The organism is Leeia speluncae, from assembly GCF_020564625.1.
GTDB lineage: Bacteria > Pseudomonadota > Gammaproteobacteria > Burkholderiales > Leeiaceae > Leeia > Leeia speluncae.
In genome coordinates, this window is record NZ_JAJBZT010000001.1 from 162,057 (window position 1) to 185,319 (window position 23,263).

Below are 23,263 nucleotides of genomic sequence, written 5' to 3' on the forward strand. Positions count from 1 at the left end.
AAATTACTGTACATGGTTACTTTGTTGTCTTGCTTCAGAGGCGGTTAGGCCAAACTCTTCTTTAAACGATCGACAGAAATGCGAAAGGTCGATAAACCCGCATTCCGAGGCAATATAAGAAATGCTATGGGTAGACGTTTTGATTAAGGTTGCGGCATGTCCTAATCGCAGTTTCAAATACAGCCGGGTGGGGCTGATATTCAGTTCTCGCATAAATAGACGCTCTAGATGACGCGTACTTAGGTTGAGGTTGTTCGCGATTTCCTCTATCGATAGGGGGGATCGAATATTTTTTTCGATAAATAAAATCGCTTTTTTTACTTTTGGGCTACGTGCAGACGTCACCGTTGTTGGCGGTGGTTGTAGTGTTTGCGCAGGCAAGGGAAAGTCTGACTGCAAAATGCGCAGAGATTGCACGGCTTCATATTTGCCACGGTGTAACTCAATTAAGTGCGCAGCCAAATGGAGTGCGCCAATACCACCCGAGCAGGTGATCATTTGGTTGTCGATGGTATATAGGCTGTCGGAGTTTGCTTTTAAGAGCGGAAACTCATGCATGAATTGGTGATGATGAAACCAACTGACACAGACTTTGGATTGGTTGAGTAAACCCGCTCTAGCCAAGATGAAAGAGCCAGTACAAATACCAATAATCTTGCTTTGGTGTTTAGCTGCCTCTTGGATAAATTCGATACTTTGATTGGGTAGCTTATGATTGGCGTGGAGTAAGCCACCAACAACAGCTAAGTAATCGTAGTGTTTTTTTTCATAGATGGTTCTGGTCGGAACCACCTTGATATTGCAGCTAGATTTGATGGGTTGATTGTCGTGGCTAATGACATCCCACGCAAAATGAATTTGGCGGCTTAAATCCCCATCATCTGCAGCAATTCGTATCGCATCAATGAAATTAGAAAAGGCACTTAAGGTAAAATTTGGTGCGAGTAAAAAACCAACAGTAAGCACTTTTGGCTTGCTGTTACCACTTATAGGTTGAAAAGCGGATTCATGCTTCATTGTTTATACCAACACCTAAAATACCAAACTAAGGAAGAAGATGTTATGTAACTAACTGTTTAATAACACTTTCTATGCATTTCTTTGCTAGATCAAATTTGCTTTTATCCCCTGCGTTACTGTTGGTGATTTGAACATATTTGACCAAGTATGGTAATGATAGACATAAAAAATACTTGACGTCTACAAAATGTAGACATACGATGTGATCACTCACGGAGAACGTGTCATGGACAATGACGAGGTGAATTTTTTGCAAGAAGATGCACCACAAGGCGCTGATCGTAAGTTAGTGCTGGGACAAATCCTGAAGAAAAGAATTATTACGATGGAACTCGCACCCGGCGCGGTGTTAGAAGAGTCAGCCCTTAGTAATGAGTTTGGATTGTCTAGACCCCCCGTTCGAGAGTTGCTAAGACAATTAGCAGCAGAAGGCTATATCGAATTAGAAGCAAACCGTGGTGCACGCGTTGCCACCATGGATTATTCCTCGTTAAGGAATTTCTTTTTAGCTGCACCGTTAATTTATATCGCGACCACTAAGTTGGCCGCGTTAAACGCGACCAAAGATGAAATCGCGCAATTAAGACAGATACAAGAAAAGTTTAAAGAAGCAGTGGCTAGCAATAGCATCAATGACAGGGTTTTCTACAACGATCAGTTTCATTTGCTGATTGGGAAAATGGCACGAAATGCCTACTTGATGCCAAGTTTGAAACGACTATTGATTGATCATGCCAGGTTGGGAAAAACGTTTTATCAACCACATACGGCATCCATGCATGAAGACTTAGCGTCGGCAGTGAAGCAGCACGATGAGATTATTGCTGCAATCGAGAGTAAGAATGCTCCGCTAGCTGCTGACCTTGTAAAGGAACACTTTGAGTTGTCTAGACGGAATATGGCAATGTTTGTCGCTCCGGAAGGCATTGAAGTACCGACTGATTTTTAATTGGCGTGAGTTCAACTGTGGGCAAGCGCCTTTCATTATGGAGAGAGTCGCATGACCACACTGCTTACCAAAGAAGCTTATTACCAGATTGCTGAGAAGCTGGTGCTGCCTAGCAAGTCATTCATTAATGGCCAGCCATACTCAGCAAAATCTGGAAAGCTTTTCCAAACAACCAACCCAGCTACCGGCGAAGTGCTTGCTAGCCTACCAGCATGTTCTGCAGAAGATGTAGATTACGCGGTATCTTGCGCAAAAGCCGCATGGAAAGATGGTCGTTGGTCTAAACAGCATCCTGCTAGCCGTAAACAAGTACTGATCAAACTTGCTGAATTAATTGAAGCAAACGCAACTGAACTTGCCGTCATGGAAAGTTTAGATAGCGGTAAAACAATCTACGATTGCCAATTGGTTGATTTGCACGAAACCGTTAACTGCTTGCGCTGGCATGCAGAAGCGATCGACAAAATCTACGATCAAGTTTCTCCAGCTTCTAATAACCACCTAGCTATGGTTGTACGTGAGCCAGTAGGAGTGGTCGGTTTAGTATTGCCTTGGAACTTCCCTCTACTCATGATGGCTTGGAAAATTGGCCCAGCATTGGCTGCCGGTTGTACCTTGGTGATTAAGCCTGCTGCAGAAACTTCATTAACAGCTATTCGTGTTGCTGAACTAGCGCTAGAAGCTGGAGTTCCTGCTGGTGTGCTAAACATCGTGACTGGTTCTGGTCGTGAAGTTGGCGAGCCAATCGGTCGCCACATGGATATTGATGCAGTGTCTTTCACCGGTTCTACTGAAACAGGTCGTCGTTTCTTGCAATACTCTGCAGAAAGCAACCTCAAAGAAGTCGTCTTGGAAATGGGTGGTAAAAACCCATGCGTTGTCATGGACGACGTGAAGAACATCGATGCAGTGGCTCAGCATATCGTGAACGGTGCATTCTGGAATATGGGCGAGAATTGCTCGGCAATTTCTAGATTAATTGTTCATAAAGATATTAAAGATAAATTACTTGAAAAAGTATATGGATATGCAGACGAATGGAAAGTTGGTGATCCATTAGATCCTCAATTCCGTGTTGGCCCATTAGTATCAAAAAGCCATTATGAAAAAGTTTCTTCTTATTTAGATGATGGTAAAGTTTTATATGGCGGAAAAACACATGATGGCCGTTATGTAGAACCAACTATTATTGATGTACCAAGTAATTCTGCGAAATCTGCTAAAGAGGAAATTTTTGGGCCAATTCTGGTTGTAATTACTGTAGATAGTTTTAAAGAAGCAATTGAAATTGCAAATGAAACTGTATACGGTTTGGCTGCATCTGTATTTACAGATAATGGTACCCGCGCAATGCGTGCTGCACGTGCACTTCGTGCTGGTACTGTTACTGTTAACTCATTTGGTGAGGGTGATATCACTACACCATTTGGTGGTTTTGGTCAGTCTGGCTTTGGTGGTCGTGATAACTCTGTTCACGCTCATGACCAATACACACAGCTGAAAACCATCTGGTTGGATCTGAATACTTCTGAAGAAGAAGAGGTTTAATTTTCTCTCCTGCAGTACACAAAGCGATGGAGTTAAAGGCCCCCAACCGGGGCCTTTTTTTTCGTCCAATTTCTACGTGATATTCCCTAAATAGTTAGCCGACTCATAACCAAAAGTGAGGGCAAAAGGTAAAGAAAAGTATCTTTTATCCGTATTTAACGGTAGGTAAACTAGTCTCACATAAAGATTAAACAGCACTAAAGATATTTACTTTTTGAGTAGTCAATCTGTTTGATTCTTTTTAATGCGTTTGTAATTTTTAGTATTACTGCTTACCAAAATTTGGAAATGTTTTAAATATCTCCAAAGTAGAAAATTGGAAACAAGAATGACAACAGCGTTAAATATAACTTCGGAAATGGAAAAGGCTTCTTCGCTAATTGGCGGAAATAGTTTTGCAAATGAAGTTGCTCAAGTTCGTCCAACTGAATTATTAAAAGTTCAGAATCTTTGCAAAGTATTTGGACCGAGCCCAGCAAAAGCCATGGAAATGCTTAAGCAAGGCATGGGCCGTAATGAGATCTTTGAACAAACTGGCAATATGGTCGCCGTCGACAATGTTAGTTTGAGCGTGATGCAAGGTGAGATCTTTGTGATCATGGGCTTATCTGGCTCAGGTAAATCTACCTTGGTTCGTTTGCTAAATCGCTTGATCGAGCCAACTTCCGGCCAGGTAATTTTAGAAGGCAAAGACATTGCCCCTATGTCGACTGAAGAATTGCGTGAAGTTCGCCGCAAAAAAATGTCGATGGTTTTCCAATCTTTCGCATTATTACCAAACCGTACCGTGATCGATAACGTTTGCTACGGTTTGCAAGTGTCGGGTATTAGCAAATCTGATCGTTACGAAGTTGCACGCAAAGTATTGTCACGCGTGGGCTTGGGCAAGTACGAAACCCTTTACCCAGGTGAACTTTCTGGTGGTATGCAGCAACGTGTGGGTCTTGCTCGTGCGCTAGCGGTTAACCCATCTGTTCTATTAATGGATGAGGCATTTTCTGCGCTTGATCCACTTATCCGTTTTGAAATGCAAAACGAATTGCTACGTTTACAAAAAGACGAGCAACGCACGATTGTATTTATTTCTCATGACATTGAAGAAGCCATCAAAATTGGTGGTCGTGTTGGTGTGATGAAAGATGGCCAACTTGTGCAAGTTGGTACGCCAGCTGAATTGATTCAATCCCCAGCGAATGACTATGTTCGTGATTTCTTCAGAAACGTCGATGTCTCTCGCTTCCTGAAAGCCAATAGCTTATTAGTGCCAGTACACGCAGGTGGAAAAATTGTCTGTGATGAATCTGCATCTGCAGATCGCTTTGCAGATCAGCTGATTGATGCCGGTGCGGAATGTGGCTACGTGTGTAACAACGCCGGCAAATACATTGGCTGTGTCACTCCAGCTTCTTTACGTAAAGCCGGTCAGTCGGCCATTACCAATGCATTCTTAAGTGATGTTTTCCCTGTTTCTATCAAGGCTGATTTGCATGAGTTATCTCATATCGCCTTGCAGCAAGAACACGATGTACCAATCACAGATGAAAACGGTGGATTGGCTGGCGTGATTTCTTGCCGCGCTATTTTGAAACAAGTCATGCAAAGGAGAGAGGCATGAACTCATCATTTATCGGTAAAAGCGTAGAAAGCTTCGTTAACTTCTTGTTTATGCATTTTAGAAGCTGGTTCGATGCATTTTCAGCGGGTTTAGGCGCAGTGATTCATTTGTTCGAAATTTCGATTGCTGCGATTCCATTTTACGTGATGTTGGTAGCGATCGTTGGCCTAGCCGTTTGGCGTAAAGGCGTGTTCTTCGCCATTTTCGCAGGTTTAGCACTTGGCAGTATTCAGTACATGGGCTTGTGGAATCAGACCGTTTCGACTTTGTCGCTGGTGGTGGCCGCTACCTTCTTTAGCTTGGTGGTGGGTATTCCGCTAGGTATCTGGGGGGCACGTAACAAACGAGTTGAAGTGGTGTTGCGTTCTGCACTGGATTTTATGCAGACCATGCCAGCGTTTGTGTACTTGATTCCAGCCGTAATTTTGTTTGGTCTAGGCAAAGTACCTGCAGTCATCGCAACGATTGTGTTCGCAATGCCTCCTGTGGTTCGCCTGACCACCTTGGGTATCAAACAAGTGCGTGAAGAGTTGGTGGAGGCCGGTCGCTCATTCGGTAGTACCGATCTACAACTTTTATGGAACATTCAGTTGCCAAATGCGCTGCCATCCATCATGGCAGGTGTTAACCAAACCATCATGATGGCGCTGTCGATGGTGGTGGTGGCTTCGATGATTGGTGCCGGTGGTTTAGGCGAGTACGTAATTAGCGGTATTCAGCGTTTGGATATCGGGATTGGTTTCGAGGGTGGTTTGGGGGTGGTGTTGTTGGCCATCATCTTGGATCGCATTACCGAAAGCTTTGGCGTGAAGTCAAAGAAAAAGAAAAAGGTAAAAGCCTGATTTTAGTAGCAAATGTGTCGCAAAGAAGTGGTTGTTTCACTAAGAGTAGTTTCATTTTAGACAGGAGATAGTCTGATGTTTAAGTCATTCGCAATGAAAGCTAGCGCAGCTGCTGTTTGTACCCTAGGTTTATTGACCGCACAGGTAGCGAAAGCGGAAGAAGCGGCAGTGAAAATCGCTACTACTAACTGGGCCGACGTATTGGCCGTGGCTAACGTAGTGAAATACGTAATGGAAACCAAACTGAAACAGCCAGTTCAGTTTGTTCAAGCGGACATCGGTATTCAGTACCAAGGTGTTGCTCGCGGCGACTTGGATCTGATGGTTGGTGGCTGGTTGCCAGTGACTCACGCAACTTACTTTGCTCGTTACAAAAACGACATGGAAGATGTTGGTGTGATTTACAAAGGCGGTAAAAACGGTTGGGCAGTACCAGCGTATATCCCTGAATCACAATTGTCTTCTATTGCTGATTTGAGCAAGCCAGAAGTGAAAGAGAAGCTAAAAGGCACTATTCAAGGTATCGAGCCAGGTGGTGGTTTGATGCAAGCTTCAGAAAAAACTATTTCTGCTTATAACCTAGACATGAAACTACAGTCTTCTTCTGAAGCAGGCATGTTGGCTTCTATCTCTCGTGCTTACCCAGCAAAAGAGTGGGTGGTTGCAACTGTATGGAGCCCACACTGGTTGTTCCAGAAGTACAAAATGCGTTACCTAAAAGATCCGAAAGGTACTTTGGGCGGAGAAGAAACCATCCACGCATTTGGTTCTAAAGAGTTCGGTAAGAAGTTCCCTAAAGCTCACGCCATGATGAAGAAATTCAACATGACTTTGGCTGATGTAGAAGCAGTTGAAATGGAAGGTAACTCGACAAACGACTACGCCACTGCTGCGAAGAAATTTGTTGATGCACATCCAGAAAAAGTAAAAGCATGGTTGGCTAAGTAATCTTTGCCTCTCAGGGGGCTGTCGCCCCCTGGTTTGGCCTATTTAGTCAGAAGAATTAACAATACATCGTTAGTTCTTCTCGCTAAATAGAGATAGACCATACGCCATGTTGGCTAACGGTCTAGTGAAGTTAATCAAGGAGATTACAATGAATTTTCACGGCGTACACGTACCGTTAGTTACCCCATTTTTAGCCGATGGCGAAATCGATCATGCCAAATTGGCTTCTCATGCGCAAAATCTATCTGGCCGTGGATTGTCTGGCCTAGGTGTTGGTGGCACAACTGGTGAATACTATGCGCTGAGTTTTGATGAGCGTCTAAAAACCTTTGATACCGTTGCAGCAGCTGTTGGCGGCAAAATTGACCTTATCGCCGGTATCAACGCAACGACCACCACAGAAGTGATCCGTTTGGGTAAAGCAGCAAAATCAGCAGGCTTTAATTCTGTGCTAGTAGCTGCGCCTTACTACGCACAACCAACACAAGACGAACTACTAGCGCATTTGCAAAAAGTAGATGACGCAGTGGATCTGCCAATCATGCTGTACAACTTCCCAGCACGTACCGGTACTGAAATCAGTGATGCTGTACTAGAAACCATGTTGGAACGTAAAAACGTGGTCGCGATGAAGGAAAGTACTGGCGATATCTCTCATCTACATCATTTGATGATGCATTACAGTGATCGCTTCACTGTGAGCTGCGGTATGGATGACCAAGCGCTTGAATTCTTTGCTTGGGGCGGTAAGAGCTGGTTTGGTGGCGCGGGCAACTTCTTGCCAGAGCTACACGTAGAAATGCTAGACACTTGCGTCAACAAAGGTGACTTCACTGCTGGCCGTGCGCTAATGCGCAAATTGTTGCCAGTTCTAGAGTTGCTAGAGCAAGGTGGCAAATTTATTCAGTACGTGCGTTACGGTTGCGAACTAGCTGGTTTAGAAGTTGGCTTGGCGCGTGAACCACTAGGCGCATTGACCGAAGCAGAAAAAGAGTCTCTAAAAGCAGTGGTACTTCCGCTACTAAAATAATAACGGGCTGTTTATATGAACCAGAAACTCGATTTTGGAAAGCTACCTGCGCCAGACGGTCAAAATGGCTGGTGGGAAATTCTCGCCAAGCCATTGCCGGCAAAGCGTTATTCAGGTCAGCAAACGTTTGATTATGTGGTGATCGGTGGCGGTATCACAGGTCTGTGTGCTGCCAGACGTTTGGCCGAGTTATCACCGGAATCGACGATCGCGCTTGTCGAGGCAGATCGGATTGGACGAAGTACAGCAGGACGAAATTCGGGTTTCTTTGTTGATCTTCCTCACGATATTAGTAGTGATAGCTACTCAAAAAGCGTAGAGGAAGATCAAGCGGATGTGCGTTTTCAACGACACGGCATTGATTATGTTCGGTCGATTGTGAAGGCACATCAGATTGATTGCGACTGGCGTGATGAGGGGAAATTTCACGCTTGGGCCAATCCGAGAGGCGAAAAAGCCGTTGAATCTTTTACCAAGGGATTAAAACGGATTGGTGAGCCTTTTACGATGCTAGATAAAAGCGCGATCAAAGGTGTTACTGGATCTGACTTTTATTTAGGGGGGATGCATACCCCTGGCTGTAGTACCGCACAACCTGCCGCACTCATGCGTGGCCTTGCTTTAAATATGCCGGCGAATGTGAGCGTATTTGAAGAAAGCCCAGTGCTAGAAATGACGAATCAACGCGGTGTGCAATTACTGCGTTTTCAGTCTGGCAGCATTACCGCTAAACAAGTGTTGTTGTGTACTAACGCTTACGCAGCAGATCGTAAAAATGGCTTACTGCCGGTGTACACCTACGCGTCTTTATCGCGTGAACTAACGAATGAAGAAGTACTGCAACTTGGTGGGCAACGCTCTTGGGCGCTTATTCCCGCAGACCCAATGGGCACAACCGTTCGTCGTCTTGGCTTTAACCGTATTTGTATTCGTAACCATTTCTCATATCGTCCGGGTGTTGTGTTATCTGCACAAGATTTGGCCGAATCGCGTCATTTGCATCAGCGATCGTTTGAGCGTCGCTTTCCTATGCTTAGCCAAGTGAATTTTGAATACACCTGGGGTGGCGCGTTGTGTTTAACCACAAATAATGGTGTGTATTTTGGTAAGCGAGATCAAAACGTTTATCAATCGATTGGCTGTAATGGCTTGGGCTTAAGCCGTGGTTCTACCGCTGGGAAGTTGTTGGCGGAATATGTTCTCGGCCAACCCAACGATTTGATCGAGCATTTACTCAAAATTCCTACGCCAAAAACATTACCACTTCAGCCTTTTTCTGGCGTGGCCGTGAAAGCGGCGATTGCCTTTAAAGAAAAAATGGCTGGCATTGAAATGTAATGTTTGTTTGTTGGTTGGTTGTTTAGGTTTAAGTAGTACTCACATGCAGCAGTTGTGAGGGGGTTCAGGTGCATCCGAGGGATGCACCTTTTTTTTAGCGGTAGCAAGCAGTTCAGGGGGCAGAAACATGAAAATGAAATGGCTTTTGGTCAGCGGCATGCTGATTTCCCAATGCGTGATCGCCAAAGACTTAAAACTCGGCGTGATTGGGAATTTTCCTCCTTTTGATTACTTAGAAAACGGAAAGCCTGCTGGCTTTAACATTGATTTGGCAAAGCGTTTTTGTGATGTCATGAAGGAAAAGTGCCAGTTTGTCATTATCAAATGGGATGACCTGATCCCTGCTGTTGAAACCGGCAAAATTGATGCAATTGCAACCTCAATGGCCATTATCCCAGAACGCCAAAAACGAGTGCTATTTAGCAAACGATATATGCGGGTGGGTGGATCATTTGTCGCTAAAAAGAAGAAGTTTTTAACTACGTATGTCACCGCAATGGATTTAAGCAATAAGACGGTGGGTGTCCAAGGTAACACCATTTATAGCAACTATATGAATGGCAAATACGGATCGAATAAATCCATCAAGATTGTAGAGTACCCCGCAGTAGATGAGATGTATACCGACTTGCAAAGTGGGAAGATAGACATTCTCTTAGATGATCTGATCTCTGCTTATGACGGCCATATCACTCAGAAAAAATGGAGTGGGATGGACTTGGTTGGCTCTCCAATTATCGAACCTAAGTATCTTGGAGATGGAGAAGGTATTGCCGTTAACCTGAAAAATCCCCAATTAAAACAAAAGTTTGACCAAGCAATTGATGCCGTAATCAAAGATGGCTCGTACCGAGATATTATGAATAAGTACTTCATTTTTGATATTTACGGTTTTTAGTTTCAGACGTAAGTAGGAGAGAGACGAATGAAGATTGCAACTAGATTATTACTGACCTTCCTTGGCGTATTCATTGCCTTTTTAGGAATTGGTGGCTGGAGCGTGCTACAAATTCGTTCCTTAAATAATGAGGTTGGTTTTGCGTATCAAGAAGTAATGCCTAGTTTAGAGGCGTTAAAAGATATGCAAACTGGCGTGCAAGTGCTGCGAGCAAATTTGCTGACGCATATTCTAGAAACGGATGCGGGTAAGAAAAAAGGGTACGAGAAAGTAATCGCGGATAACCGCTTGTTGCTTGATCGGAATTTGCAAAAATATCAGCAGCAAATGGCGGCAAATGAAGCGTTAAAAGCCTCTGCGACGTCTTTACAAACGGCGTATACCGCTTTTTCTGATAGCTTTAATAAAGCGTTAGCGAAATCAACTGCCGGCTTTTTTGATGCGGCGGCGATGATTGCCACGGGGGATACCCAGCAAAAAGTCGATATGCTGTTATCGTTACTGAATAAACAACTTAACGATAAAAAGGCAATAGCTACACAACAAAGCCAAACAACCGAGAAAAACAGCCAACTAGCTATGAAGCTTACCTTGGTCTTACTCGGGGTGATTATGGTGGTGATAGGATTGGCTTCGTTGCGTGTTTACCGGATTCTTCAAGCGGGTTTACAAACCATTCAACAGACCATTACCCATATCTCTCAGTCGCTAGACTTTACCTACCGCGCTAAAGCTGGCGGTAAAACGGAGGTAGACCAAACGATTGTGCTGCTAAATACCTTTCTGGATAGGGTGCAAACCAATCTGCGAACCATTTTAGAAGGTTCTCGCCAAGTTTCGGAGGCCGCTGGCGAATTACTGACAACAGCGAATCAGGTCGCAGAATTAACTTCTACTCAGAATGAAGCAACAACCAATGTGGCCGCAACCGTTGAAGAAATGTCGGTCAGCATTACCCAAGTCAGCAATCAGTCTGGCGATATGCTGCAAATGGCAGAAAACGCTGGCGAATTGGCAAAATCGGGTTCTGTTACTATTGCCAATACGGTGTCGGATATTAAAGGGATTGCACAGACCGTTGGCAGAACCTCTTTAGCCATTAATGAATTAGATGGGCAAAGTGCCAAAATTAATTCGATTGTTTCTGTGATTCGTGAAGTGGCCGAGCAAACCAATTTACTTGCCTTAAATGCAGCGATTGAAGCGGCGAGAGCAGGCGAGCAAGGACGTGGCTTTGCCGTGGTTGCAGATGAAGTAAGGCGCTTAGCAGAAAGAACATCGACAGCAACGCAAGAAATTGCCGAAACCATTAACGCGATGCGAAATTGCTCGTTAGCCGCTAGCCAACAGACCAAGCAAACTGATCAAATCGTTACCTCTGGCGTGGCTAGAGCAGATGATGCAGATAAAGCCATCTTGCAGATTGGAGAGTCTGCATTAGAGACAGTCACTAAAGTGAACGAGATGTTTACTGCATTGCGTGAGCAAACAGCGGCGAGTACGAATATTGCCGAGCAAGTAGAAATCATTGCACAAATGACCGATCAGGCAAGCGCAGCCGCGCATCGAACCACGTCTTTGGCAAATAACCTGACGACGCTGGCTAACCGGCAAATTGATATTCTCGACCAATATCGTTTGGGATAACCCGCGCATGGTGGGCACGGCGTTTACTCTTGTGTTCACCATGCATTCGACTCCCAATACAAATCAGGTGGATTGATTGTGAATACGTTTTAAAAGAAAGGCGTGGATGATGAGTTCGCGTGGATATCGTCGGATTATTCCCTCTCTAACCGCAATTGTAGAGTTTGAAGCGGTCGCTAGATTAAGTAGTTTTACGAAAGCCTCGCATGAGCTAGGGCTGACCCAGGCAGCGGTGAGTCGACAAATTAAATCCTTAGAAACGGATTTAGGTGTGTCGCTGTTTAATCGGCTTTACCGTGCGATTGAACTGACTCGGGAAGGGGAGATTCTGTACGCCGCAGCTGCTGAGGCGATGCAGAAAATTGCCACGGCGTATGACCATATTTCTCTTGGTTCTAGCCATCAAGAACTCATTATTGAATCGACCGCCGCGTTTTCTCAATTCTATATTTTGCCCAAGCTGCCCAATTATCAGCAGCAATTTCCAGACGCTTCGCTGCGAATCGTGACGCAAAAGTTTGCAGCAGATATGCGAAATGATGGATTTCATTTGTCTATTCGGTATGGTGATGGTCAATGGAGTGATGGCACCGCGTATTGCTTATTTGATGAAGAAGTGTTTCCGGTGTGCTCGCCCGCGTGGAAAGCCGCCCATCCGGACACACATACACTTGCCGATCTGGCGGCGATGCCATTAATCGATAATGACCCAACATTTGACGGTTGGTTAGGCTGGGATAGTTGGTTTCAGGCGTTTGGTTTAAAGAACCAAAAGCTACACTACGGCCTTAGATGTAGTCTCTATACCGATGCAGTTAACGCAGCTTTGCACGGGGTAGGCATTACGCTGGGTTGGAAGCGTTTGCTGCAACCCTATCTAGATGCCGGCCAGTTGGTGCGGTTGTCCGAATTTTCGCTCAAAGTACCTGATAAATATTATGCAGTTTTACCACATGGCGAAATTTATTCGCGGCAAATTGAGTCGGCGATTGAGTGGTTACGCCAAGAGGCTTAAGAATTGATTTTTATTTAACCAATTGATTTTAAATAATTAAATTTTTACTTTTTAAATGGGAAAATCTCTTTTTTTGTCGCATAACAAAAAGTAATGCCACTCAGAAAATATAGCGCGTTGACGCTTTTTTCGGCCTCTCCAAGAATGTGATCCATCCACCAGCAAGACAAATCCCGTGCTGGCGAAATGATCACAACCTCTTGGAGAGAGACAAATGACCACCCAACAAAAAACGATATCTTTAATCAAGCAACGTCAACCACGCCAAGTATTATCTGGTGCTTTGTATACCGATCCGGATGTGTATCGTGAAGATTTAGCGCAAATCTGGCACAAAGAATGGATTTTCGCTGGTCATACCTTCGAATTAGAAAAAGCCGGACAATTTATCACCTTACAAGTAGGCGATTTCCCAGTGGTGATTGTTCGTGGAACAGATGGCGAAATTCGCGCATTCCATAACGTCTGTCCACACCGTGGCTCTAAGCTTTGTAATAGCAGTAGCGGCAAGTCTGCTAAATTAGTTTGCCCATATCACAAATGGACATTTAGTTTAGAAGGTAAATTGCAATTTGCTGGCAATATGGGTAATGAATTTGATCCGCAAAGCCATGGTTTGAAGCAAGTTCACGCGGCAATCGTTGAAACGTATATCTATGTCTGTGTCGCAGAAACCGCACCAGACTTTGAGGGCTTCCGTAAAGCACTAACCCCATTTGTTTCCCCGCACAACTTGGCAGACTGTAAAGTTGCTTTCGAGTCCACAATTGTTGAAAAAGGCAACTGGAAACTGGTGTTCGAAAACAACCGCGAATGCTATCACTGCGAAGGCAATCATCCTGAGCTGCTCAATTCATTTGTTGAAAACTTATCTGTTGCGGGTGTTGCCGACGATAGTGATCCAGAGCTATCGGCGTTCTGGGATCGTTGCGAAACAGCTGGTTTACCAAGTCAAATGGTGATGTCAGACAATGGCCAGTACCGCATTACCCGTATTCCACTTTCTGCTAATGCGTCTAGCTACACCATGGATGGTAAGCCAGCGGTAAATGGTCGACTAGACAAGAGTGGTGTCGAAAATATTGGTGCCTTGCTTTACTTCAATTACCCATCTACTTGGAACCACTTCTTAGGTGACCATGCGCTGAGTTTCCGTGTCTTACCGCTAGGCCCAGGTGAAACCATGGTTACTACCAAATGGTTGGTACACAAAGATGCAGTGGAAGGTGTGGATTACGATCTAACAAGACTGACTGAAGTGTGGATTGCTACCAATGATCAAGATCGCCGCTTAGTAGAAGGCACCCACGCTGGTGTTAGTTCTCCTGCATACCAAGCAGGCAATTATTCTGCCGTTGCAGAAAATGGCCCAAGCCAATTTGATGATTGGTACTGCAATACCATGAAGAGCCGTATCGCAGATTAAGCGATCTAGCAACGCCAAGATGCCGGATTTCAGACCGTCATCTTGGCGTGATTCTATCTGGTGTCTCATTTCTTTTCTGTCGCCACCTTTTGTGGGAGAGAGTCTCATGTCCCTTTATGAGTTTATCCAAGGGTTCCAATTTTCCGATGCACCAAAACACACCCAGCAACTAGTCCTCAATAGTTTACTAGATATTATTGGTGTCGCTGCTGGTGCAAGCAATAATGAAACAAGCCAACGTCTACGCACCTATGCGCATGAGCATTATCCGGCTGGCAAATTGGCTAGTCGACTATTGTTCGATGGTCGATCTGTACACCCGATGGGTGCCGCTTGGGCGGGTGGGTTTTGTGTGGATAGCCTTGATGCACACGAGGGGCATTTCACCTCTAAAGGCCATGCTGGCGCGACCGTTGTCCCAGCACTAATTGCCTTGGCCGATGCCTATCGAAAACAAGGACATGAGATTAGCGGCGAACAATTTTTAAGTGCGTTATTAATCGCTTACGAAACAGGGCTTCGGGCAGGTGTGGCCCTAATGGCGACTGCGCCAGAATATCACGCCTCGGGTTCTTTCTCTGGCATTGGTGTGGTGTGTGGTGGCGCCAAATTGCTGGGGCTAGATGAAATAACATTCCGTCACGCAATGGGGATTGCCGAATACTTTGGCCCACGTTGCCCCATGATGCGTTTGGTAGATTACCCATCTATGTTACGAGATGCGCATGGTGCAGGTGCATATGCGGGCATCAATGCGTTATTCATGGCAATGGCCGGCGTCACAGGGGCGCCAGCAGAAACGGTAGAAGAGGATCGTGTTGCCTCGTATTGGCAAGATTTAGGGCAGAGATGGGAAATAGATGCTCAGTATTTTAAACCTTGGCCAGTTTGCCGTTGGGCGCAACCCGCTTTAACGGCTGCAACGCAGTTGCGTAAAGCGCACCCATCATTAACACCAGACAATATCAAGCAGGTTAGGGTTGAGACCTTTCACGAATCTATGCGGCTGCAAGGCTATAACCCACAAAATGCAGATGAAGCGCAATATGGGCTAGCCTTTCCCTTAGCCGCTTATTTTTGTCGTGGGCAAGTTGGTCCATCCGAGGTAACGGGGGATGCCATCCATGCCGAGGATATTCGCCAATTTAGCCAGAAAATTGACATCGTCGAGGCGGATGATTTGTCAAAGCGCTTTCCTGAAGAAATCTTATCCCGCCTCATCATTACCTTAGAAAATGGCGATGTTATTCAGAGTGAAACGACAGCAGCAAAGGGAGACCCTGGCGTTCCATTTACACAAACCGAATTCATTGAGAAATTCCATCAAATGGCGGGGGTGAATTTATCACTTGCTCACCGCCAATCTATCGAGCAGCTAGTTGCTAACTTGCCATCTAGCCCATCGTGCGCCCCTCTTTTTAATCTGGTACTCAGCGAAGAAAATTCGTTTGATGAAGGGAAATAATCATGATTAGTCTAACGAGTGCAGAATACCTGAATCCCGTGAATACACAGACATGGACGAATGGCCGTCATGTGGTGAATTGCCGCAAGGTCATTCAAGAAACGCATGATGTGCGTACCTTTTGTTTTAGTATGCCGACACCGGTACTGTTCTTTTTTAAGCCAGGGCAGTTTGTCACGCTAGAGCTAAATATTGATGGTCAGCGCGTGATGCGCTCGTACACAATTTCTAGCGCACCCTCTATTCCATACAGCTTTTCGATTACCGTCAAACGGGTGCCGGGTGGGGTCGTGTCAAATTGGCTGCACGATAACCTAAAAGAAGGGGACGAACTCGCCGTTCATGGCTCTGTCGGGCAGTTTAATTGCATCGATTATCCCGCAAAGAAAGTTTTACTGTTATCGGGTGGGGTAGGGATTACGCCAGTAATGTCGATGGCGAGATGGTTCTTTGATACCAATTCAGATGTCGACATGGTATTTGCCCATAGTGCGAGAACCCCACGGGATATCATTTACCGTGCCGAACTAGATTACATGTCTACCCGCATCGAAAACTTCAAATTGCACCTCATTTGCGAGAAAAATGAAGTTGGGCAGGCTTGGAGCGGTTATCGTGGCTATTTATCAACCGCCATGTTGCAACTAATCGCGCCAGATTTTCTTGAGCGAGAAGTCTTCTGCTGCGGCCCAACGCCTTATATGCGTGCGGTAAAACAACTCTTACAAGCGGCAGGTTTTGACATGAGCCGCTATCATGAGGAATCCTTTGGTGCGACGCCTGCAGAAGACATTGCCGAAGCAGAAGCGCATGCCAATCGCCATGAAGAGGCCGGCGACCATACCGAGGTAGCAGGCTTTGTGGTGAATTTTCCTGAAAATGGGAAGTCGGTCACTGTCGCAGCAGAAACCACTGTCCATGTCGCGGCAAGCAAGGCGGGAATTAATATTCCTAAAGCCTGTGGCATGGGTATCTGTGGAACTTGTCGCGTAAAGGTACTCTGCGGAGAAGTGGAAATGAATGATAACGGCGGGCTAACAGAGGATGAAATTGCAGATGGCTATATTCTCAGCTGCTGCTCAAAAGTGAAAACCAATTTAGAGGTGGAGTTGTAAGCTTTCGCTCGCTTTAGAACACTTCTTTAACCCTTTCCTCTCCTGTGAAAGGGTTTTTTTTACCATTTTAAGGCGGCTGCAATTAACGACAAATGTGAGAAATTGTGTTAAAAATCAGAAAAAGAATACTAGCTAGTCAGTAAAGTATTCTTTCGCTAATTGATCTTTTTCTTTAGGACTCGCCATGTCGACCAAGCAACTCTCCACCGATAGATTGCTCGCTCAGATGCCATCACTTCGCGCACTGAAGTGTTTTGTCACCGCAGCTAGACATGAAAGTTTCACCAAAGCGGCTGAAATTTTATGCGTGACGCAAGCAGCAATTAGCCGACAAATCAAAGAGTTAGAAGATGTCCTAGAAGTGGAGTTATTTGATCGTACAGGCCGTACCATCAAATTAACCGAAGCAGGGCGCATCTTATATAACGCGTCTTATCTCTCAATTATGAACATCGCTTCTGCAGCCGATGTGGTGAGACGCTCTCAGCACCAATCCTTAAATTTGTGTGTGAGTTATTCATTTTCTGCTTTGTGGTTATCCCCTAGGCTGGCATCTTTTCGGAAAGCCTTTCCGTCTATCAAGCTAAACATCACGGTGACGGATAACTTCATGGCACTAGAGGGTTTGGTACAACCGGATGTAATTATTACCAAAAACCCACCTGTCACCGCAGCACAATACGAAGTAGAAAATCTATTTCACGATATTGTTTATCCTGTCTGTAGTCCGTCTTTTAACGAAAATAACATTCAGGGCGGCATCAAAAGGCCGCTGGATATCTTTAATTACCCCACTTTGCATCTCTCTATTATTGGCCGTGACCAAGTATGTGAGCATGTCGATTGGCGGGTATGGCGTAATTGGTTTCAAAATACCAGTGACGCAGGGCGTTTTAAACCCGAAGAGCCATTTGAAAGCAATGACTACCGCTTGTTGATCTCAATGGCAGAAGCTGGTGAGGGGATCGTGCTTGGCTGGCATCATTTGGTCCATCGGCAAATCGAAAAAGGGAGCTTAGTCCGCCCTGTTGATGCGGTATTAGAGTTTAAAGATCGTCACCATTATTTAGTCACAAACAAAAACTCAAAAGTCAGGGAAGATTTTCAAAACTTTAAATCATGGCTTACCGCAGAAGTCGGCGAGATGATGGTTGATTGGCCAAATGACGAAGCGTAAATATACGTCTTAACGGTTAAACAATAATAAGCACATCGATACAGATACAATCGATCCTACCGTGGTCTGTAAAATGGTGCTAGATACCGTGGTCGCATCTCTTACGTAGTGGCTTGCTAACATAAATGGGCCGGTGCCCGTTGGTAGCGCACTCAGTAAAATCGCTGAATTTGCCCATACAGGTGGCAAATGAAACACGTGATACACCAATACCCCGGTAATTAGCGGCTGGATAATTAATTTGGCCGACACCAGCAAATACGCATCCCGACTATTACCCCTTTGCTTGTGGGCTAAAAAGGCACCAAGAGACACCAGCGCACATGGCGTCGCTGCTTGTCCAAGTAAGGTAATCAAGGTCATTGCGGGCTCTGGTAAGGTAATGTGAAAGCCAGAAAGAAACATGCCGACAAATGGGCTAACGACCAGCGGGTTTTTAAGTAAAGATTGGCTCACATTTTTGAATGATGCAAACCAGTGTGTATGCGTTTGCGTACCCACTTCAATGCAGATAATCCCAATTGCAAACAATACGCAAGCAACGACTAAAGTTGCCAAAATGGCGGCAAGTACACCTGTATCTCCATAAATATGCATGCAGAGCGGAATACCAATAAACCCCGTGTTGGCGTATGACGCACATAGTCCATCAATGCTGGCATCGGCTAATTGTTTGTTTTTCTTTAGTCGATACACTAGCGTTGCAATAAACACTACGCCACTACTAATCGTCAGTGCTGCTAAAAAGCCAACGTTCCCAATCTCTGAAAGCGGCGTAGTTGCTGTGACTTTTAGTAATAAGGCCGGCAGCGCCAACCATACGACTAGCCGATTTAATTCGACAGAGGCATTCTCCCCCAAGCAGCCAAATCGCCGGCATGCATACCCAATCAATAAGAGAGCAAAAATAGGAAGCAAGGTGTTTATTAAAAGCAGCATAGTTAGTCAACTAATTATTACATTTGCGCAGTGTATTTTGCTAAGATAAATACCGTCCAATACTTATTTAATGATTAATTCATGCAGAAAAGGTATGAATGAAATTTGACCTAAGACAGCTTAATTACTTTGTTGTCCTTGCCGAAACCAAGCACTTTGGTTTGGCGGCAGCAAAGCTTCATATTTCTCAACCACCGCTATCAAGGCAGATTGCTTCGCTTGAATCTGCTTTAGGTGTTGTATTGCTAGAAAGGTCTACCCGGCATGTTGCGCTCACCCCAACTGGCGCACATTTTTACCAAGAGGCCAAACGCTTACTCAATCAATATCAGTCGCTTATCGATAGTACGCAAGCAGTAGCAAGAGGAGAAAAGGGTACGCTCACCATTGGATTTACCATGAGTGCGGCTTGGAGCGTGTTACCAGGGCTTATTCGCCAATTAAGCGAAGCATTTCCGCTGATAGATGTGAAGCTCATCGAATTACTACCAAGTGCCTTAAATCAATCTCTACTGGCTGGCGAAATAGACTGCGGTGTTGCTTACCCTTGGCAAAAACCTTCTGGTTTTTCCTATCACGCCTTGTTTAGAGAGCCCTTATGCGCCGTTGTCCCGGCTACGCATCCACTCGCAGCAGCAGGCCAAATAGAACCTCATCAACTTCGTGATGAAGTGTTTATTAGCTTTCCTTCTCGCACCGCGCCAGCTTTACATACGCTTGTGTGGCAATGCTGTTTAGAGGGCGGTTTCGAGCCAAATGTGAAGTTTGAAACACACCTTCAACAAACCATTGTAAATTTAGTAGCAGAAGGGTTGGGCGTTGCAATTGTGCCGCATTCCATGAGTAAAATGCAGTTGGCTGGTGCTGTATTCATCCCGCTCACGTCTAAACAAATGGTCGAACAAGGGGCGATTTGGCTGACAAGCAACGATAATCCAAGCCTCAATAGTGCCAAGCAATGTTTCCAAACATACCAGCCTATCTAGTGATCTACTGACAATTAGTTGGATTGCACCAAATTGATGACCCGCTTGTCATTTAAGTGCTGTTATGGTGCTTCACGCGCGAAAAATGACCATATATTGATTAAATATCAGGCATAACAATTGCTATTCACTTTGCTATTGCAAGCAAGGGGATCGTGATGGCGAACTACAAAGGTATCGATGTTCATTCCAACTTAAGACCTTATGTACCACACATGCCGATTGTGGAAGCGTATCGAGAGTCTTTGCAGTCATTACAAGCCGTATGGGATACGCTCAATCTTCTTGGGCAACTCTCCGGAACCACTTCTGAAGTCGCTAATACACGTGCAGCTTTCTCAGGGCTAACGAATGATTTACTCAATAGTTTAGCTGAACAGACTTTGCAAAAGACCATTCAGCAAATGGCTTCCACCTCACAAGTGGTGATCGATATTCTGGTCAGAAACTTGTTTGAAAGAACCGCAGATATTGGTTTTTTGGCTACCGATGAAGAACTAAAGAAGTATATTTCTGCACCATCATCTACCTCCATTGGCCAACGACTAACTGAATACGTTAAGAAATATTCTGTTTATGATGATGTAATATTGCTGGGTGCAGAAGGAGAGGTATTAACGCGTTTAAACGGTGCATTACCAGACTTACCTTGCGCAGAAGATTGGGTGATTCATGCCCAGCAAACTTCCGCTCCATATGTTGAATATTATGGACCATCAGAATTATTTCCTGATGAATCAGAAGTGCTCTTATACGCCTATCGCGTTTCTCAAGGTCGCTTTGCATCTCCTGGTGTATTAGCGCTTTCATTTCGAATTCACGATGAACTAGACAGAATTTTTTCTCAGTTACAAGACGAATCTTCTCATGTCGTATTGGGTTTATTAGATAGCGCAGGGCAGGTAATTGCAGCGAGTGATCCTTGGCAATTACCCAAAGGGGCCAAGCTAAAAGTCGAACAGGGAAAAATGCAGCTTATTCGATTTTCTGGTCAAGCCTACCTAGCATATGCCAGCCAAACACGAGGTTATCAGGGGTATCAAGGCCCCGGCTGGCAAGGGCTTGTCCTGATGCCGCTGACACTGGCATTTGATCAACAAGATGAAGAAAGCCAGTTGGCGCTTAGCCAAGAGATGCGTGCGGCCATCTTGGCCAACCCAAAGATTTTTTCGACCTTGTTGCAAGGCATTCCTAAAAAGGCAGAGGCTATTCAGCGCAATTTGAGCCGATCTATTTGGAACGGTACGATCAGACAAACCGAATCTTCCAATGCCGTTAATCCTGCATTCTCCAAAATATTGCTGTCAGAGATTAGCCGTAATGGGCAAAAAATGCGCGAAGTCTTTACAAGTTCGATTGGGAATCTTCAGCACACGGTGATTTCTTCTTTGATGCGGGATTGTCAGTTTCAGGCGAGTTTGGCAATCGACATCATGGATCGCAATTTATACGAGCGCGCCAATGATTGCCGCTGGTGGGCGTTAGACCCTGCGATTGGGCATGCGCTAGAGAAAGAAACTAGCCAACAAAAGCAGCGCGCTAGCTTAACGAGCGTACTGCAATATATTAATCAACTCTATACCGTTTATGAAAATCTACTGGTGTTTGATGTCACTGGTAAGGTGCTTGCAGTTTCTAAGCCCGCAGTAGATGAGCTAGTTGGGCAACACCTAGATGAAACATGGGTGAACGCGGCGCTATCTCTGAATGGCTCTCAGACCTATTGCGTCTCTGATTTTGTAGAAACGCCTTTGTATCAAGGTAGATCAACCTACATCTACGCTTCCAGCATCACAGATAGTGTCACCAAACAAGTCATCGGCGGAATTGGGATAGTGTTTGATAGCGAACCACAGTTTGCCTCTATGCTGTCAGATATCCTACCAAGAGATGAACACGGGCAAGTGCTAGATGGGGCATTTGCTTGCTATGTAGATGCAAATAGCAAAATTATTTCGTCTACCGATTGGCGTTATCAAGCGGGCGAAATCTTTCCTGTAGACGTTTCAATGTACACAGAAAACGTCCCCTCATCACATATTTTGACAATTGATGATGTCATGTACTCCATGGGTGTTAGCCTTTCAACGGGCTACAGAGAGTATAAAGGGGATCAAGACCCCTATCGAAATACAGTATATGCATTTTGCTGTGTCAGATTAGGTACTGCACCTAACCAACATAGTCATCCAACCAACTTGCTACCAGCAACGACACAAACTACGTCGGTACGAGCCTCTATTAAACAAGGCTTGGATGTGGCGTCCTTTTATTTAGGTACGCATTGGTTGGGTTTACCTGCTGTTGATATTATCGAAGCCATTGAATTACAAGATGCAACCAGATTGCCAAACACGCCAAAGCATATTTATGGCGCGTTGGTGTATCAAGATAAAACACTCCCATTGTTTAATTTGCACGCAGCATTAGGCATTTCTCAAGCGGATGATTTTGAAGAAACAGCACAAGTGGTCATTATTAAAGATGGAGTAGGGAAGTACTTTGGTATTTTGGTCGATGCGCTAGGAGACGTACCAACGGTGAGTCTAGAAGATGTCACAGATGTCACAAATATTTATGTTGGTGCCTCATCGGTATTGGCATCGATTGTAAAAATGGAAAACCAGCAGGGAATGATGTTAACCATGCTCTCGGTAGAGAGTATCGCCCAACAATTAGCCGGCGCCATGTTATCTTCAGAAAATGAAATCGCAAATGATTGTAAAAAAGATGTCTTGTTGTCATGAGCATCTAGACGAAGGGCGTATTCCTTCTGCATGCTTAAGATAACGTTAAGAATTGCCTTATATACTCGGTTCAACGATTTAACGAAGCAATTTTAATCTTCTGCACCCCAAAGGAGTTTCTGATGAAAAAAGGTTTAGCGATTTTATCTTCTGCTATCTTGTCTTGTGCTTTGTTCGCTAATGCCGCATTTGCTGCTAGCGAAATGGAAAGCACAATGAAAGACATGAAAAAGTCTTACAAAGCAGCGGCAGCGGATTCAGATACAACTGCGTTAGCTAAAAACTTAAAAGCATTCCGTACGGCGGTAGAAAAAGCAAAAACAACCAAACTACCAAGTAAGTACGATAAGAAAACGTTTGATGAAGGTATCACCAAACTACTAGCTGGCTTGGATAACGTTGATAAGTTAGTTGCAGCGAATAAAGTACCAGAAGCCAAAGCTGAGCTAGATAAACTACGTTCTTTAATGAAGGAATACCATAAAAAGCTGAAAGTTTAATTAATTTTAGCTTTTTTAGAGGACAGTGCTTGACGGCATAGGCATATCATTATAATAT

Annotated in this window: 19 protein-coding genes; 17 read left to right on the top strand and 2 right to left on the bottom strand. The window is 44.7% G+C overall.

What is annotated here, in order from left to right:
* Positions 1-3: 3 nt before the first annotated feature.
* Positions 4-1,017 carry a GlxA family transcriptional regulator gene (locus LIN78_RS00740; protein ID WP_227177504.1) on the bottom strand — a complete coding sequence of 338 codons (1,014 nt, stop codon included), beginning with the start codon at positions 1,015-1,017 and terminating at the stop codon, positions 4-6.
* Positions 1,018-1,246: 229 nt separating this feature from the next.
* On the opposite strand from LIN78_RS00740, the gene LIN78_RS00745 reads away from it, so the two are divergent.
* From LIN78_RS00745 to LIN78_RS00810, 14 genes are all read left to right on the top strand, one after another.
* Positions 1,247-1,969 (top strand): GntR family transcriptional regulator, encoded by a 723-nt coding sequence (locus LIN78_RS00745; protein ID WP_227177506.1) that lies wholly within the window; start codon positions 1,247-1,249, stop codon positions 1,967-1,969.
* Between the two features lie 51 nt (positions 1,970-2,020).
* The gene (locus LIN78_RS00750; RefSeq protein ID WP_227177508.1) at positions 2,021-3,517 is read left to right on the top strand and encodes an aldehyde dehydrogenase; all 1,497 of its coding nucleotides are present in this window, start codon (positions 2,021-2,023) and stop codon (positions 3,515-3,517) included.
* Positions 3,518-3,845: 328 nt separating this feature from the next.
* On the top strand, positions 3,846-5,132 hold the full coding sequence (locus tag LIN78_RS00755; RefSeq protein WP_227177510.1) for a quaternary amine ABC transporter ATP-binding protein: 1,287 nt from the start codon (positions 3,846-3,848) through the stop codon (positions 5,130-5,132).
* Positions 5,129-5,974 (top strand): ABC transporter permease, encoded by an 846-nt coding sequence (locus LIN78_RS00760; RefSeq protein ID WP_227177512.1) that lies wholly within the window; start codon positions 5,129-5,131, stop codon positions 5,972-5,974. The genes LIN78_RS00755 and LIN78_RS00760 overlap by 4 nt, the downstream gene beginning before the upstream one ends.
* 75 nt (positions 5,975-6,049) lie before the next feature.
* A complete protein-coding gene (locus LIN78_RS00765; RefSeq protein WP_227177514.1) occupies positions 6,050-6,922 on the top strand; it encodes a glycine betaine ABC transporter substrate-binding protein in 873 nt (290 codons plus the stop codon).
* 148 nt (positions 6,923-7,070) lie between these two features.
* Positions 7,071-7,952: a dihydrodipicolinate synthase family protein gene (locus tag LIN78_RS00770; RefSeq protein ID WP_227177516.1), complete on the top strand. Its 882-nt coding sequence runs from the start codon at positions 7,071-7,073 to the stop codon at positions 7,950-7,952.
* 15 nt (positions 7,953-7,967) lie between these two features.
* Positions 7,968-9,290, top strand: coding sequence for an NAD(P)/FAD-dependent oxidoreductase (locus LIN78_RS00775; RefSeq protein WP_227177518.1), 1,323 nt, complete (start codon positions 7,968-7,970; stop codon positions 9,288-9,290).
* 127 nt (positions 9,291-9,417) lie between these two features.
* Positions 9,418-10,188, top strand: coding sequence for a transporter substrate-binding domain-containing protein (locus LIN78_RS00780; RefSeq protein WP_227177521.1), 771 nt, complete (start codon positions 9,418-9,420; stop codon positions 10,186-10,188).
* A gap of 27 nt (positions 10,189-10,215) precedes the next feature.
* Complete coding sequence (locus LIN78_RS00785; RefSeq protein ID WP_227177523.1) at positions 10,216-11,835, top strand: methyl-accepting chemotaxis protein; 1,620 nt, start codon at positions 10,216-10,218, stop codon at positions 11,833-11,835.
* A gap of 106 nt (positions 11,836-11,941) precedes the next feature.
* On the top strand, positions 11,942-12,850 hold the full coding sequence (locus tag LIN78_RS00790; RefSeq protein ID WP_227177525.1) for a LysR substrate-binding domain-containing protein: 909 nt from the start codon (positions 11,942-11,944) through the stop codon (positions 12,848-12,850).
* A 214-nt stretch (positions 12,851-13,064) separates the two neighbouring features.
* Positions 13,065-14,276 (top strand): aromatic ring-hydroxylating oxygenase subunit alpha, encoded by a 1,212-nt coding sequence (locus LIN78_RS00795; RefSeq protein ID WP_227177527.1) that lies wholly within the window; start codon positions 13,065-13,067, stop codon positions 14,274-14,276.
* Positions 14,277-14,382: 106 nt separating this feature from the next.
* Entirely contained in the window at positions 14,383-15,741 is a 1,359-nt protein-coding gene (locus tag LIN78_RS00800) for an MmgE/PrpD family protein (RefSeq protein WP_227177529.1), read from the top strand.
* Positions 15,742-15,743: 2 nt separating this feature from the next.
* On the top strand, positions 15,744-16,856 hold the full coding sequence (gene gbcB, locus LIN78_RS00805) for a glycine betaine monooxygenase reductase subunit (protein ID WP_227177530.1): 1,113 nt from the start codon (positions 15,744-15,746) through the stop codon (positions 16,854-16,856).
* A gap of 184 nt (positions 16,857-17,040) precedes the next feature.
* Positions 17,041-18,033: a LysR substrate-binding domain-containing protein gene (locus LIN78_RS00810; protein ID WP_227177532.1), complete on the top strand. Its 993-nt coding sequence runs from the start codon at positions 17,041-17,043 to the stop codon at positions 18,031-18,033.
* Positions 18,034-18,042: 9 nt separating this feature from the next.
* On the opposite strand, the gene LIN78_RS00815 is transcribed toward LIN78_RS00810, so the two are convergent.
* Positions 18,043-18,972, bottom strand: coding sequence for an AEC family transporter (locus LIN78_RS00815; RefSeq protein ID WP_227177534.1), 930 nt, complete (start codon positions 18,970-18,972; stop codon positions 18,043-18,045).
* Positions 18,973-19,070: 98 nt separating this feature from the next.
* On the opposite strand from LIN78_RS00815, the gene LIN78_RS00820 reads away from it, so the two are divergent.
* From LIN78_RS00820 to LIN78_RS00830, 3 genes are all read left to right on the top strand, one after another.
* Complete coding sequence (locus LIN78_RS00820) at positions 19,071-19,958, top strand: LysR family transcriptional regulator (protein WP_227177536.1); 888 nt, start codon at positions 19,071-19,073, stop codon at positions 19,956-19,958.
* 158 nt (positions 19,959-20,116) lie between these two features.
* Positions 20,117-22,705: a chemotaxis protein CheW gene (locus LIN78_RS00825; RefSeq protein ID WP_227177538.1), complete on the top strand. Its 2,589-nt coding sequence runs from the start codon at positions 20,117-20,119 to the stop codon at positions 22,703-22,705.
* 122 nt (positions 22,706-22,827) lie between these two features.
* Positions 22,828-23,205, top strand: a complete 378-nt coding sequence (locus LIN78_RS00830; RefSeq protein ID WP_227177540.1) for a cytochrome b562 — start codon at positions 22,828-22,830, stop codon at positions 23,203-23,205.
* Positions 23,206-23,263 lie beyond the last annotated feature (58 nt).